General features: G+C 64.5%; 12 protein-coding genes. 5 read left to right on the top strand and 7 right to left on the bottom strand.

Annotated features, from left to right (window positions below):
* Positions 1–12: 12 nt before the first annotated feature.
* On the bottom strand, positions 13–183 hold the full coding sequence (locus tag NHF53_RS11535; RefSeq protein WP_252834290.1) for a hypothetical protein: 171 nt from the start codon (positions 181–183) through the stop codon (positions 13–15).
* 126 nt (positions 184–309) lie between these two features.
* Here NHF53_RS11535 and NHF53_RS11540 point away from each other — a divergent pair, with 126 nt between their 5' ends.
* Together NHF53_RS11540 and NHF53_RS11545 are read left to right on the top strand one after the other, a co-directional pair.
* Entirely contained in the window at positions 310–1098 is a 789-nt protein-coding gene (locus tag NHF53_RS11540; RefSeq protein WP_252834291.1) for a DUF2189 domain-containing protein, read from the top strand.
* Between the two features lie 261 nt (positions 1099–1359).
* A complete protein-coding gene (locus NHF53_RS11545; RefSeq protein WP_112688099.1) occupies positions 1360–1824 on the top strand; it encodes a chemotaxis protein CheW in 465 nt (154 codons plus the stop codon).
* 356 nt (positions 1825–2180) lie between these two features.
* Here NHF53_RS11545 and NHF53_RS11550 read toward each other — a convergent pair whose 3' ends face one another.
* Together NHF53_RS11550 and NHF53_RS11555 are read right to left on the bottom strand one after the other, a co-directional pair.
* The gene (locus NHF53_RS11550) at positions 2181–2669 is read right to left on the bottom strand and encodes a CreA family protein (RefSeq protein ID WP_252834292.1); all 489 of its coding nucleotides are present in this window, start codon (positions 2667–2669) and stop codon (positions 2181–2183) included.
* A gap of 122 nt (positions 2670–2791) precedes the next feature.
* On the bottom strand, positions 2792–3427 hold the full coding sequence (locus NHF53_RS11555; protein WP_252834293.1) for a 3'-5' exonuclease: 636 nt from the start codon (positions 3425–3427) through the stop codon (positions 2792–2794).
* Positions 3428–3688: 261 nt separating this feature from the next.
* On the opposite strand from NHF53_RS11555, the gene NHF53_RS11560 reads away from it, so the two are divergent.
* The 3 genes from NHF53_RS11560 (at position 3689) to NHF53_RS11570 (ending at position 7582) form a co-directional block, all read left to right on the top strand.
* Positions 3689–4243 (top strand): GNAT family N-acetyltransferase, encoded by a 555-nt coding sequence (locus tag NHF53_RS11560; RefSeq protein WP_252834294.1) that lies wholly within the window; start codon positions 3689–3691, stop codon positions 4241–4243.
* A gap of 165 nt (positions 4244–4408) precedes the next feature.
* Positions 4409–6475 carry a DEAD/DEAH box helicase gene (locus NHF53_RS11565; RefSeq protein WP_252834295.1) on the top strand — a complete coding sequence of 689 codons (2067 nt, stop codon included), beginning with the start codon at positions 4409–4411 and terminating at the stop codon, positions 6473–6475.
* 270 nt (positions 6476–6745) lie between these two features.
* The gene (locus NHF53_RS11570; protein ID WP_252834296.1) at positions 6746–7582 is read left to right on the top strand and encodes a GGDEF domain-containing protein; all 837 of its coding nucleotides are present in this window, start codon (positions 6746–6748) and stop codon (positions 7580–7582) included.
* A gap of 116 nt (positions 7583–7698) precedes the next feature.
* Here NHF53_RS11570 and NHF53_RS11575 read toward each other — a convergent pair whose 3' ends face one another.
* From NHF53_RS11575 to cls, 4 genes are all read right to left on the bottom strand, one after another.
* Entirely contained in the window at positions 7699–9360 is a 1662-nt protein-coding gene (locus NHF53_RS11575; RefSeq protein ID WP_252834297.1) for a U32 family peptidase, read from the bottom strand.
* Between the two features lie 381 nt (positions 9361–9741).
* Complete coding sequence (ligA, locus tag NHF53_RS11580; RefSeq protein ID WP_252834298.1) at positions 9742–11895, bottom strand: NAD-dependent DNA ligase LigA; 2154 nt, start codon at positions 11893–11895, stop codon at positions 9742–9744.
* 66 nt (positions 11896–11961) lie between these two features.
* Positions 11962–12777, bottom strand: a complete 816-nt coding sequence (locus NHF53_RS11585; RefSeq protein WP_252834299.1) for an endonuclease/exonuclease/phosphatase family protein — start codon at positions 12775–12777, stop codon at positions 11962–11964.
* Between the two features lie 39 nt (positions 12778–12816).
* Positions 12817–14265, bottom strand: coding sequence for a cardiolipin synthase (cls, locus tag NHF53_RS11590; RefSeq protein WP_252834300.1), 1449 nt, complete (start codon positions 14263–14265; stop codon positions 12817–12819).

Genomic DNA, 14265 nt, shown 5'->3' on the forward strand with positions numbered 1-14265 from the left:
TGTCTCGCTGGCTCAGAAGCAGCTGGAAAGCCCGTTTTCCATATAGGCGAGCACGATCGCCGAGCCATAGTTCAGCCAGCCCGCGAAAACCGCACCCGTCGCCGCTGCGCCGGCGCCGAAAAGCGCGGCCCATAGGGCGATCCGCGGTGATTTTGACGCCTGCTGCTCCATGCGATCACACATATCGCCTCCCGCCGCGTCGGAGAAGTCCCAATCTTGCTCTCAAGCGTTGCGAAAAGCGATGGACAACGGCCACCGATCTGCAATCCTGTGTTCCGGAATGTCTGCCGGAAGTCTTGGGAGGGACGCATGGGAAAACAGGCAATCGGCGCGGCACCGCCGCACAAGATCCGCATCAATACCATCGGCCTCACCGATGTCCGGGCGGCGTTGCGGGAGGGCTGGAAGGATTTTCGGCGCTACCCGCTTTTCGGCCTGTTCTTCGGCGGCATCTATGCCGTGGGCGGTCTCTTCATCGTCGCCATGCTCAGCCTCTATCACCAGCCGTGGATGATCATCCCGATCGCGATCGGCTTCCCGCTGATCGGCCCCTTCGTCGCCGTCGGGCTTTACGAGATCAGCCGGCGGGACGAAGCGGGTCAGCCCGTCACGTGGCGCGGCATCCTCACGGAGGTTTTCCGCCAGCGCGAGCGCCAGCTCTCCTGGATGGCCTTCGTGGTGCTCTTCGTCTTCTGGGTCTGGATCTACCAGGTACGCCTGCTGCTCGCACTTTTCCTCGGCTTCAAGATTTCCGCCTCGCTGCCGGCCTTCCTCACGGTCGTGACCACGACACCGGAAGGCCTGCTCTTCCTGGCGGTCGGCACGATCGTCGGCGCGGTGATCGCGACCGTACTCTTCACCGTGACGGTGATCTCGATGCCGCTGCTGCTCGACCGCGACATCGACTTCGTCACAGCGATGATCACCAGCGTGCGTGCCGTCGTCGAGAACCCCGTAGCGATGCTCGGCTTCGGCGTCATCGTCGCCGCGGCGGCGATCCTGGCGATGGTCCCGCTGTTCGTCGGCCTGCTCGCAGCACTGCCGGTTCTCGGACACGCGACCTGGCATCTCTACCGGCGCGTCGTCGCGCTCAGTTGAGGCCACGACCGGCAAAGCCCCTCGATTAGCGGATGTTTAAGAAATCTCTGCCACTCTCGCGGGGCGAAGATGATTCCGCAAGGATCGTTTGGACATCATGTCCGCCGGGATGGCCGACCCATCTCCTAGGCTCTCCGCAGTGATCATGCACCACCGACGCGAATGCGGGGCACGGCTCCGTCGAGACGCTGCGGACGACGCAATGCCGCCGCGCAGACAGGACCCGATCCGCACGGCCGACAAACCGGGAAGAGTTCAGACATGACGAACGCAATCAAGCAGTCAGGCGCCTATCTGGAAATCGTATCCTTTCATCTCGGCGACCAGGAATTTTGCATCGACATCATGGCGATCCGCGAAATCCGCGGCTGGGCGCCAGTAACGCCGATGCCGCACACGCCGCCTTATGTCCTCGGCCTCATCAACCTGCGCGGCGCCGTCATCCCGGTCATCGACATGGCCTGCCGGCTCGGCATGAAGATGACGGAACCCTCCGAGCGCGCCGCCATCATCGTCACCGACATCGCCGGCAAGCTGGTCGGTCTGCTGGTCGAACAGGTTTCCGACATGATGACGATCCGCGCCGAAGACCTGCAGCCGGCACCGGAAATCATTCCGGAAGCCCAGCGCGCCTTCTGCCGCGGCATCGTCGCGCTCGAAAAGTCGATGGTCTGCTTCCTGAACCTCGACACCGTCATCGCCGACGAGCTGGCGCAAGCTGCCTGAGCCTGACCGGCCTTCCTGACTGATGCGCCCGGCCGCCTCCGCGAGGCGGCCTCCGGCGGCATCACCGCATCCGCATGAACATCCCCGGAATGGAAAAGGCCCTGGAAACGGATCGTTTCCAGGGCCTTCATTTTTCAACGACCTCGGACGCAAGCCCTCGGCCGAGATACTGGCAAGACATGCCTGTGAAATGTGGTGATGGGGTAGATCGCCGATTTCACAACACGTCGGTTGTATCCTGCCTCAAATCCCGTCACATCTGAAGGTAAAAGATGTTACCCTGTCGCATTTGCGATACGGTTGACCGACCTTTTTTGGGTCATTTTGGAACACCGGGCAGTCGCCGGCATCCCGTCTCACCGCGGTTTGCCGTTCTTCCACGTCACCGGCTGATCGAACAGGGGAACGGTCGAGATCGCCATCTTCGCGGATCCGTCCACCACCTGGCGCGAATGGACGAGATAGATGAGCGTGTCGTTCGCCTTGTCGTAGATGCGGTTGACGACGAGCTTTTTCCAGATGAGCGACATGCCTTCGCGGAACACCTCATCGCCCTCTTCCGACAGGTCGATGTCGCCGATCTCGATCGGTCCCGTCTGACGGCAGGCGATGGAATTGTTCGACGGGTCCTCGAACCAGTTGCCCTTGGAAAGGCGGTCGATGATCGAGCGGTCGAAATAGGTCACGTGGCAGGTGACGCCCTTCACCTGAGGATCGGTGACGGCCTCGATGACGATGTCGTTGCCGACCCAGTCCACGCCCACCTTTCCGACCACCTCGGCGGCGGCGGGAATCGTGCCCGCGAGAACGAGCGCTGCGGCGAAAATCGGTTTGCGGAAGGGCATGGCTTCGCTCCTGTACTTGTCTGCGGGTCTTGGGTGAGGATACGACCCGGTCGCGCCTTATGTGGCGTCGGAGCCCGCCCGCGACAAGCTCTGCGCTCCGTGCCGACGCGGTATGGTCACCATCACTGCAGGACAGGCGCCCTTCGCGCCCGCTTGACGAAGGAACAGGCCTCGTAGCCGTCCCTGTGCAGACGTCCGGGCCTGACGCCCGTCCGCTCGGCGAGCGCACCGATCCCGCTGACACCGGCCTCCTCGGCCATCGCAAGCGTGGCGAGCGCGCAGACGCGCGCGTCCTCGGCGGCATTATGATGGTCGAAGGAAAGCCCGAGATGATCGGCGAGGCAGTTCAGCCGGTGAGACGGCAAGTCCGGCCAGTGGCGCTGCGCGAGCTTGACGCTGCAGTAGTAAGAGAGCTCCGGATAGGCGAGGCCATAGAAATCGAGGCTCGCCCGCAGCACCGAAAAGTCGAAGGACGCATTGTGCGCGATCATCGCCGCTCCGTGGAAGTCCTCGAAGAACTCCGCCATCACATCGGGGAATTCCGGCTGGTCGGCGACGTCTTCCGGGCGGATGCCGTGGATCGCGATGTTGAAGGACGAAAACCGCATGCCCGGCGGGCGGATCAGCCGCTCCTCGACGCGCACGACCTCACCGTCTTCGATCCATGCCAGCCCGATCGAGCACGCGCTGGCGCGGGCTTCGCTCGCGGTTTCGAAGTCGATGGCAATGGTCTTGCCGGAGAACGGATAGCTGGACATCATAAAGCCATAGGGCGGACCGGGGATTCGGGCAAGATCACTCAGCATGAGCTTCCGAGCTTGACCCGGCTGCCGACAGCCTCCATTCTGAGACAATGTTCGCCATCCAACAGACCGCAGTGATGACCCTCGTGGCAGTCACCCCTTATCAGGGTGTCTGGGTCGGGTCGCGTCGGTAAGGAACGAACCATCTCAGAAACCCTGCGGAGGCGAGCAGGGTTCGAGACGCCTGCTCTCCCCGCGCAAGCCTAGGAGAGTGCAATGTCCCTTCAAGATCCGAGTTCAAGCGCCCCGTCGAATTGGCCGGACGGGCTGCAGATCCGCGCGAGGACGGCGACGGATGTAGCGGGCTTGGCGGACTTGCACAACATGCCGGGTTACCGGTCCGGAACGCTGCGCCTGCCCTACCAGAGCGCCGACGACGTCAGGCGCGCAATCGAAGCCCAAGGCTCCAGCGTCACGGCTCTCGTCGCCGTAATGGACGGCCGGATCGTCGGAGATTTAGGCCTGCATGGCTTTCAGGGCCGCAGAGCACATGCAGGCATGATCGGTATGGGCGTACATGACGACTACATCCGTCGGGGGATCGGACGCGCGCTCCTCAGCGAGATCGTCAGGATCGCCGACGAATGGCTGAACATCCGGCGCCTCGAACTGACGGTCTTCATCGACAATGCTGGCGCGATCGCCCTTTACGAAAGCTTCGGCTTTCGCGTGGAAGGAACCCTGAGGGACTATGCTTACCGTGCTGGCCGCTACATGGACGCACATACCATGGCGCGTCTGCGTGCCGATCAGGCGGAGAGGAGCGCGTGAGACGGTTCGCGCCTCCGGTTGCCCGCCTTCACCTTATCCGGCCTTTTCCGCGCCGCCCCCTCGACTTTCGCGAGCAACACGGGTAGGAACGGCCCAAACATGCCCGCAAACAGCGGGCGCGGCACATTGGACCGCAAACACTCCTGATTTCGAAAGACGACTTCCATGACTGATTTTGACGGCATCGTTCCGGCGATCGCCGAGGCCTTGCGCAAGCGCGGCTACGAGACGCTCACCCCCGTGCAGCAGGCCATGCTCGATCCCGAGCTCGAGGGACGCGACGCGCTTGTCTCCGCCCAGACCGGCTCCGGCAAGACCGTCGCCTTCGGGCTCGCGCTCGCGTCGACGCTGCTGGCCGGCGAGAGCCGCTTCGGCCGTGCCGAGGCGCCGCTCGCGCTCGCCATCGCTCCGACGCGCGAACTCGCCATGCAGGTGAAGCGCGAGCTTGAATGGCTCTACGAGTTCACCGGCGCGACGATCGCCTCCTGCGTCGGCGGCATGGACATCCGCAACGAGCGCCGCGCGCTCGAACGCGGCGCCCACATCGTCGTCGGCACGCCGGGTCGCCTGCGCGACCACCTCAACCGCGGCGCGCTCGACCTCTCGGCGCTGCGTGCCGTCGTCCTCGACGAGGCGGACGAGATGCTGGATCTCGGCTTCCGCGAGGATCTCGAATTCATTCTCGAAGCCTCGCCGGACGACCGCCGGACGCTGATGTTCTCGGCGACCGTGCCGCGCTCGATCGCCGATCTCGCCCGGAGCTACCAGCGCGACGCCCGCCGCATCGCCACGACCTCCGAGCAGAAGCAGCATGTCGACATCGAATATCGGGCGCTCGCCGTTGTCCCTTCTGACCGCGAGAATGCCATCATCAACGTGCTGCGCTACTACGAGGCGCGCAACGCGATCGTCTTCTGCTCGACCCGCGCGGCGGTGAACCACCTGACGGCGCGGCTCCACAATCGCGGCTTCTCGGTCGTCGCCCTCTCCGGCGAGCTCAGCCAGAACGAGCGCACCCACGCGCTGCAGGCGATGCGCGACGGCCGCGCCCGCGTCTGCATCGCGACCGATGTCGCCGCCCGCGGCATCGATCTGCCGGGACTCGAACTCGTCATTCACGCCGACCTGCCGACCAATTCCGAGACGCTGCTCCATCGCTCCGGCCGCACCGGCCGCGCCGGCAACAAGGGCATCTCGGCGCTCATCGTGCCGGTCAACCAGCGCCGCAAGGCCGAGCGCCTGCTCTTGGGCGGGCGGATCACGCCCGTCTGGGCGAACCCGCCATCCGCCGACGAGGTTCTCGCCCGTGACGGCGAGCGCATCCTCGCCGACCAGGCCTTCGCCGAGACCGTGGCCGAGGACGAGCAGCCGATGATCGCCGATCTTCTCGCGGCGCACGGACCGGAGAAGGTCGCCGCCGCCTTCCTCCGTCTCTATCGCGCCGGTCGCTCGGCACCGGAAGACCTCCTCCCGGTCAATCTCGAAGCGAGCAGGCAGCGCCGCGAGCCGGACTACGCCAATCCGTCGAGCGCCGTCACCAAGCCACGCGGCGATTTCGGCCCGAGCGTCTGGTTCTCGCTCTCGGTCGGCCGGCGGCAGAACGCCGAGCCGCGCTGGCTGATCCCGATGCTCTGCCGCAACGGCAAGATCACCAAGAACGAGATCGGCGCGATCAAGATGCAGCCGGAAGAAACCTTCGTCGAGATCGCACAGGACGGCCTCGACACCTTCCTGCAGGCGATCGGAACGAGCGGCGCACTGGAACGCGGGATTACTGTCCGGCAGCTTCCCGGCACGCCCGACTTCTCCGCACCGCCCAAAGAGAGAGCCCCTCGGCCGCCGCGCGAACGCGAGGAATTCGCGCCGCGTGGCGACAAACGACCCTACGCAAAGAAAACCGAAGAAACCGGTCGCCGGCCGCGCAGGGACGATCTTTCGGCGGTGGATGCCGAAGTCTGGGCCGATGCTCCGGCACGGCCGAAACGCTTCGACGACCGCAACGACCGCCCCGCGCAGAAGCCTTACGCCAAGAAGGCGAAACCCGAATGGTCCGACCGGGACCGGGCCTCCGACGATCGCAGGAGTGACCGGCCGAAGGGCGACGGGAAAGCCTTTGCCGGCAAGAAGGATTTTTCCGGCAAAAAGGACTTCGCAGGAAAGCCGAAAGGCAAGTTCGGCGGGGCCGGCAACGGTGCGCCGAAGAAGGGAAAGCCTTCGGGGAAGAGGGGCTGACGCGCCCCCGGCGTATCACCTCGCTTCTCGACCGGATATGTGCTCGCTCGCCGTCGAACGAGCATGTCTGCCGCGGCCGTTTACCGTTCCTTCATCATCGGGTGAGGGAACGTCCGGCGTGACGCGGCCCATGAAGGCGCCGTTAACGGATGGCGCGGTAGTCATGTCCACAAATCTGCATCGAAGGTTGATGACAATCACTCAGAGATAACCCATGATTGAATCTCTGGCCAGTCCGGTATCAAAGGCCCTACGTTCTCGCGAGCGCGCATGCTGATGGATTTCCTGGAACGATGGCTGACGCCGAACATCAGCCTGACGGACTTCAACGACCGCGCGATCGTGCTGCGATATGCGTGGCACCTCTCCGCCCGCATGGCCCTCGTCGCCTGGGTGCTGATCGTCCTCCTCCACCTCCTCTTCCACGCACTCGGCCTGCTGCCGTACTCTGTCTGGCAAGGCATCGTCATCGGCACGGTCATGGGCGTCCCGCTCACGATGGCACTCGGCGTGTTCACCACCCACGTCGTTGGACGCTCGATCGCTGCACTCGCGGATGCACGGCTCGAATACCTCCGCCAGAGCCGCACCGACATGCTGTCCGGGCTCTCCAATCGCCGCGCCTTCACCGAGGCGCTCACCGACGACGAGCGCGGTGTCCTGTTGCTGCTCGACATCGACCGCTTCAAGCAGATCAACGACCGTTACGGCCACCTCGCCGGTGACGAAGTCATCGTGGCCGTCGCCCGTGCGCTTGCCGGCCTCGCCGGAGACCACCACCTCGTCGCCCGCATCGGTGGCGAGGAGTTCGCGATGTTCTTCCGCAGCATGACGATTGAAGAGGCGAAACGGGCGGCCGACAAGGCGCGGCAGACCGTCGAGACAAGGGCGATTTCCGCAGGCGGTCAGACGATCCGCGTCACCATCTCCGGCGGCCTTGCGGCGATCGACCCCGGACGTGACTACGCGGCGGCCTACTCCGCCGCCGACAAGGCGCTCTATCTCGCCAAGGGTTCGGGCCGCAACCGGATCGTCGATGAAGGCGAACTCACCGCGCTGGCGGCAGCCAACCTGCCGGTGACGGAATCCTCCGCGCAGGCGGGATGAGGTCTTCGCTCGTCGGGCGGATGAGTTTTTTCTCCCCCCTGGCGGGGGAGAATGGAATTTCAACACCTTAGCTGAAAGCTAAGTGTTAGAAATTCCAAGTGAGGGGGCAGCCACTCTCACTCCGCCGCTTCGATCTTCTCCCGCATATCCCGCTCCAGCATCTCGCCGTGCTTCTTCTTCGCCAGGAGTTCGCGGGCCTTGGCGTATTCCGGGTCGTTCCAGAACATCAGACAGCCGTTGCAGCCGCGCCCGCAGCAGCCTTCCGCGCCCTTGCGCGAGGTCTTGGAGCGCTTCTCCATAACGTCCTCGGAAATCGCCTCCTGCAGCTTCTTCACGCCGTTGCGGTAGGCGCCCTCGTAGACCGTCTGGCCGAGCTCGATCTTCTGCGCCACCTTGTCGACGCGCAGGCGCTGCCATTCCTCCTCGGTGAGCGGTGCCTCCTTGCGGATGATGGTGAAGGGCGGGAACTTGGCGATCAGGTCCTCGACCTTTTCGCGGTCGAAGGCGGTAAACGGAACGAGGATCGGCCGCTGCGGCCCGGCATTGACGGTTTCGAGCGCCACGTCCGGCGCATCGGCATGGCGGAACTCGTAAAGCCGCAGGAATACGGTCTCGTCCATCGCCTTCGGCGGGATGAGTTCCAGCACGTCGCCGGCTTCGAGCTTGTTCTTCACGGAGACGACGAAGCCGTCCTCGCGAACCTCCTGGATGATGCCGGCGAACTCCCAGGTGCCGAAGGTCTTGGTGTTCTCGTAGTTGTGCGCATAGTTCTGCAGCCGGCCCTCGTGGAAGGCGATGGTGAAGCCGCGGCTGCCGACGGTTTCGAGTTCGCGCATATAGGGTTCCGGCGACCAGTTCTCCGGATCGGCATAGTAGTCGTCGATCGCCCGGCGATAGGTGCGCGCGACCGTCGCGACGTAATAGGGCGACTTGTTGCGGCCCTCGACCTTCAGGCTGTCGATGCCGAGCTTCAGGTAATCGTCCAGCTTCGGCATCAGGCACATATCCTTGGAGTTCAGGATATAGGAGCCGCGCGAATCCTCCTCGATCGGCATCAGCTCACCGGGGCGAGCGCCCTCCTCCAGCACGAATTCGAAGAGCCCCTCATTGTGCTCGTTGATTTCGAGTTCCTTGATCGTCCCGTCGCGGAGCCTCAGGTGCACCTTGTACTGCCAGCGGCAGGAATTGGCGCAGTTGCCCTGGTTCGCGCCGCGCTCGGCCATGAAGTTGGAGAGCAGGCAGCGTCCGGAATAGGTCATGCACATGGCGCCGTGGACGAAGGTTTCGAGCCGCACGTCCGGGCACTTCTCACGGATCTCGGTAAGTTCGGAGAAGGTCACCTCGCGGGCGAGCACCACGAGCTCGGCGCCCTGTTCCTTCCACGCATCGACCGTGAGCCACGAACAGACATTTGCCTGCGTCGAGACATGCAGCTTCAGTTCCGGCGCGTGCTTGCGCAGGTAATGGAAGACGCCGGGATCGGCGACGATCACCCCGTCCGGCTGGACCTCCCTGAGCGTCGTGACGTAGTCGGCGACCTTCGGCACGTCCTTGTTGTGGGTGAAGAGGTTGAGCGTCAGGTAGACCCGCACCCCGTGCTCATGGGCGAAGCGGATGCCCTCCTTCACGTCGTCCAGCGAAAGCTGCGACTTGGTCCGGAGCGACATGTCGGGCGTGCCCATGTAGACGGCGTCCGCCCCGTAGAGCACAGCCACCTTCAACCGCTCGAGCGAGCCGGCGGGCATCAGGAGTTCGGAACGTCTGGCATTTGCTGTCATCGGATGGGTCAACCTTCTCGCGCGCGCCCTTGGCCCGCAATCTGGCAGGCCTATACACCAGAAGCGACGAAGGAGCCAGCGAGACGCGACCTGTTCGCAAATGCCGTGGCCCCTAGGGCCGATCGACATTCAGGATTTGGAGCGTGGTATGAGGGAAAATCGTTCATGGCCAGGAGAAAAACCGAAGGTGGAGTCGATCTCCATCGAGGTTTTGCGACGCCGGCATGGGCGATTTTCACCATATCCCTTCGGGACGCTGCGGATTTTTCCTCCGGATGCGTCGGAACGGCCTTGTGGAGGTGAGCTCCACTGCGGCCGCTCCTCCTGTCCGGCGACAAAATCCGTCACGCGCCACGCCCGAAACCTGAATGTCGATCGGCCCTACCCCCCGATCAGCGCCAGCCACTCGTCCTCGTCCATCACCGCGACGCCGAGTTCGCGCGCCTTGTCGAGCTTCGAGCCGGCTCCGGGACCGGCGACCACATAGTCGGTCTTCTTCGACACCGAGCCGGCGACCTTGGCGCCGAGGCTTTCCGCCCTCGCCTTCGCCTCGTCACGGGTGAATTTTTCGAGCGAGCCGGTGAAGACGACGGTCTTGCCGGCGACCGGGCTACCGGCGGCGACCGGCAGTTCGGCGGCCAGCGGCGTCACCTCGTCGAGCAGCCGCGAGACGACTTCCATATTGCGCGGCTCCTTGAAGAACTCGATGATCGAGGTGGCGACCACCTCGCCGATGCCTTCGACGGCGTTGAGCTCGTTCCAGGCGTCGCCATGCATCGGCGCCGCCTCCTGCATCGCGTGCTGGAACGCGTCGTAGGTGCCGTAGGAGCGCGCGAGCAGCTTGGCCGTCGTCTCGCCGACATGGCGGATGCCGAGCGCGAAGATCAGTCGGTGGAGCGCGATTTCGCGCCGGCTGTTGATCGCCTCGAAAAGCTTCGTGACGCTCGTGCGCCCCCAGCCGTCGCGGTTCTCCAGCTTGTTCAGCGCCGCCTGCTGCCGCCGTTCGAGCGTGAAGATGTCCGGCGCGGTCTTGATCTCCAGCGAGGGATCGCCGCAATCGAAGAAGAAATCGACCTGCTTGGTGCCGAGACCCTCGATGTCGAAGGCGTTGCGGGAAACGAAGTGCTTCAGGTGCTCCTTCGCCTGCGCACTGCAGACGAAGCCGCCGGTGCAGCGGCGCACGGAATCCATCCGGCCGGTCTTCTCGTTGACTTCGCGCACCGCATGGCTGCCGCAGACCGGGCAGGTCTGCGGAAACTCGTAAGGCACGGCATCGGCCGGCCGCCGGTCGAGAACCACGTCGACGATCTGCGGAATGACGTCGCCCGCCCGCTGCACGATCACCATATCGCCTTTCCGGATGTCGCGGCCCTCGCGGATCGGTTCACCGGAATTGCCGATGCCTTTGATGTAATCCTCGTTATGGAGCGTCGCATTGGTGACGACCACGCCGCCGACGGTGATCGGCTCCAGCCGCGCGACGGGGGTCAGCGCGCCGGTCCGCCCGACCTGAATGTCGATGTCGAGAAGCCTGGTCAGCGCCTGCTCTGCCGGGAACTTGTGCGCGGTCGCCCAGCGCGGGCTCCGCGAACGGTAGCCGAGCCGCTCCTGGAGGTCGAGGCGGTCGACCTTGTAGACGACGCCGTCGATGTCGTAGTCGAGGTCGGCGCGCATCAGGCCGATTTCCCGGTAGTGCGCGAGAATCTCCTCGATCGAATGCAGCCGCTTCATCAGCGGATTGACCGGGAAACCCCATTCGCGGAACCTCTCGACGATCCCCATCTGGGTATCCGCCGGCATGTTGGTCATCTCGCCCCAGGCATAGGCGAAGAATTTGAGCTTGCGGCTTGCCGTCACCTTGGGATCGAGCTGCCGCAGCGAACCCGAGGCGGTGTTGCGCGGATTGACATAGGTCTGTTTGCCTTCGGCCTCCATCTGCGCATTGAGCGCGAAGAAGTCGCTCTTCGCCATGTAGACCTCGCCGCGGACCTCGACGACGTCCGGTGCGCCCGCCGGCAATTCGCGCGGGATCTCGCGGATCGTCAGGATGTTCGCGGTGACGTTCTCCCCCGTCGTGCCGTCGCCGCGGGTCGCCGCCGTCACCAGGCGGCGGTTCTCGTAGCGGATCGACATCGAGAGGCCGTCGATCTTCGGCTCAGCGGTAAAGGCGATCGAATTGTCCGGCAGCCGGCCGAGGAATCGGTAGACCGAGGCGACGAAGTCTTCCACGTCCTCGTCGGTGAACACGTTGTCGAGCGAAAGCATCGGCCGGGCATGGGTGATCTGGGCGAAGGCACCGGCAGGTTCCGCCCCGACACGCCGCGACGGGCTGTCCTCGCGGACGAGTGCCGGAAACCGCGCCTCGATCGCGTCGTTGCGCAGTTTCAGCGCATCGTAAGCGGCATCGGAAATCTCCGGCCGGTCCTTGCCGTGATAGAGTGTGTCGTGATGGGCGATCTCTTTTGCGAGCCGCGCGAGCTCGGCGGCTGCCTGCTCCTCGGTCAGATCTTCGACTGCTATCGTGTCATTCGCCATCGCCGCTCTCCAGAATGGGACCTGCCGGTATTAGCCGAATTCTCGCGAATGAAAAGACACCTCCGCTCAGTCGACAACCGCTTTCGAAATATCGATTCGGGCGGTGATCGGCAGGTGATCGGAGGCCTCGCGGGCAAGTGGCGAATCGTGCACGACGACATTGGCGACCAGCCCCGACCGGTTGGCCATGATGCGGTCGAGGGCAAGCACCGGCAGACGCGCCGGATAGCTCGGCACCGGCGGAGGCAGCGGGCCGAAGACCTTTTCGAACCGCATGAGCGAGGAGCCTTCGCCGAGCCGCCACTCGTTGAAATCGCCCATCAGCACCGTCGGCTTTTCCTCCCGCTCCGTCATGATGTCGACGATCACGTCCGCCTGCTGGCGCCGTGCCCAGCGCAGGAGCCCGAGATGGGCGGCGATGACGCGAAGCCCGAGCCCGCGGTGGAGATCGATTTCCGCGACGACGGCGCCGCGCGGTTCGAGCCCCGGCAGCGCGACCTGGTGGACGTCCTTGACCGCCCCTTCCTTGAAGAGCAGCACGTTGCCGCGCCAGCCGTGGGATTTCGGCTTGTGCAGGACCGGGATGTGCGTGAGACCCAGCTCCAGCCTGAGCCGCGGCAGGTCGAGGAGGCCCGAACGCTCGCCGAAGCGCTCGTCCGCCTCCTGCAGCGCGATGACGTCCGGGTCCATCTCGCGGATCACTTCCATCACCCGTTCGGGATCGAACCGTCCGTCGGTGCCGACGCATTTGTGGACATTGTAGGAGGCGACGACCATGCTCTCCTCGGAGCGGTGATGCGGCGTGTGCGCCGCCGGCCGGTCGTGCCGGTTGCGGATCGAGGTGATCATCGTCCGCGCGATGTTCCCGGTCTTTCTTCTCATGCCTGAACCGCTCTTTCCCAAGACAAACATCGACCTTCCTCAAAGATAGGGCGAACCGAGCCAGAGAACACGGTCGAAAAGCCTCAAGACGAAAGGTCGGAGCCGAAGCGCCTCGAGCGTGATCTCCTCCGCGCCGCCTCGCGCGGCGGCGATCCTCGCGTCGATGTGTTCGGCGAAATGCCGGTCGTACACTTCGAGGTCCACCTCGAAATTGAGCCGCAGCGAACGAGAATCGAGGTTTGAGGAGCCGATGAAGCTCCATTGCCCGTCGATGGTCATCAGCTTGGAATGGTCGAACGGCCCCTTGGCGCTCCAGATCCGGCAGCCGTCCTTCAGGATCTGGTCGAACTGCGCCATCATCGCGTGGCTGACGATGGCGAGATTGTTCTGCGAAGGAACGATGATGTCGACCGCCACCCCGCGCCTTGCCGCAGTCGCCAGCGCCCCGAGCAGGATGTTGTCGGGCAGGAAATAGGGCGAGACGATCCGGATCGAGCGCTCGGCGACCGAAAACGCGCCCATCAGAACCTTGTGATTGCATTCGAGGTTGGTGTCCGGCCCGGATGAGATCACCCGGACATAGGACGGCGTTCCCGGTGCTGCCTCGCCGACCGACACGTTCCAGGCATCGCTCTTCAGTTCCTCCCCCGTCTCGAAGGCCCAGTCCTCCGCCGCCACCGCGAACAGATCGGCGACCACGGGTCCGGTCAGCCGGAAATGCGTGTCGCGGGCGCCATCCTTGCCCATGAACCCTTCGCGGATATTCATGCCGCCGGCGAAGGCGACCGCGCCGTCCACCACCATGATCTTCCGGTGCGTGCGAAGATTGGCGTAAGGCAGGCGGAGCCCGAGGATGACCTTGCCGTTGAAGGCGGCGACCGCGACGCCGGCGTCCTTCAGGTAGCTCAGAATGCTCGGCGTGCTGTAACGGGCACCGACCGCATCGACCAGTACCCGCACATCAACGCCGCGCCTGCGGGCGGCGATCAGGCAGTCGGCGATCCTGAGCCCCGCCGTGTCGCGATCGAAGATGTAGGTTTCGACGAGGATCGAGCGCCGTGCACCCTCGATCGCCGCCGCCATGGCGTCATAGGTCTCGTCGCCGGAGGAGAGGATCGAAAGGCTGTTGCCGGACGAGAGCGAATAGCCGGTCACCCGGTCGCCGAGGACCTTCAGCGCCGCCATCGGCCGGCCGAACTGCCGCTCGACCTCGCCGGCCGGCAGGTGGAACTGCGACAGGACGCGCCGGAGCGCCTCGTGACGGTGGGTCCGCCGCTGCAGGATAGACTTCCGGCGCATGCGGTTGACACCGACGAGCGCATAGACGAGCGCACCGACGATCGGAGACAGGATGATGATGCCGACCCAGCCGATCGCCGAACGCACCTCGCGCTTCGTCATCGCCGCGTGAACGGCCGCGATCGTGCCCATCCCGATCGACAGGACGGCAAGGACCTCCGGCCAGTAGCTTTGCAGCGTTTCGAACAT

The sequence above is a fragment of the Ciceribacter sp. RN22 genome (assembly GCF_024054295.1).
Taxonomy (GTDB): domain Bacteria; phylum Pseudomonadota; class Alphaproteobacteria; order Rhizobiales; family Rhizobiaceae; genus Allorhizobium; species Allorhizobium lividum.

Coding starts and splice junctions, on each gene's coding strand:
- NHF53_RS11535 (WP_252834290.1), bottom strand. CDS start 183: ATGTGTGATCGCATGGAGCAGCAGGCGTCAAAATCACCGCGGATCGCC.
- NHF53_RS11540 (WP_252834291.1), top strand. CDS start 310: ATGGGAAAACAGGCAATCGGCGCGGCACCGCCGCACAAGATCCGCATC.
- NHF53_RS11545 (WP_112688099.1), top strand. CDS start 1,360: ATGACGAACGCAATCAAGCAGTCAGGCGCCTATCTGGAAATCGTATCC.
- NHF53_RS11550 (WP_252834292.1), bottom strand. CDS start 2,669: ATGCCCTTCCGCAAACCGATTTTCGCCGCAGCGCTCGTTCTCGCGGGC.
- NHF53_RS11555 (WP_252834293.1), bottom strand. CDS start 3,427: ATGTCCAGCTATCCGTTCTCCGGCAAGACCATTGCCATCGACTTCGAA.
- NHF53_RS11560 (WP_252834294.1), top strand. CDS start 3,689: ATGTCCCTTCAAGATCCGAGTTCAAGCGCCCCGTCGAATTGGCCGGAC.
- NHF53_RS11565 (WP_252834295.1), top strand. CDS start 4,409: ATGACTGATTTTGACGGCATCGTTCCGGCGATCGCCGAGGCCTTGCGC.
- NHF53_RS11570 (WP_252834296.1), top strand. CDS start 6,746: ATGCTGATGGATTTCCTGGAACGATGGCTGACGCCGAACATCAGCCTG.
- NHF53_RS11575 (WP_252834297.1), bottom strand. CDS start 9,360: ATGACAGCAAATGCCAGACGTTCCGAACTCCTGATGCCCGCCGGCTCG.
- ligA (WP_252834298.1), bottom strand. CDS start 11,895: ATGGCGAATGACACGATAGCAGTCGAAGATCTGACCGAGGAGCAGGCA.
- NHF53_RS11585 (WP_252834299.1), bottom strand. CDS start 12,777: ATGAGAAGAAAGACCGGGAACATCGCGCGGACGATGATCACCTCGATC.
- cls (WP_252834300.1), bottom strand. CDS start 14,265: ATGTTCGAAACGCTGCAAAGCTACTGGCCGGAGGTCCTTGCCGTCCTG.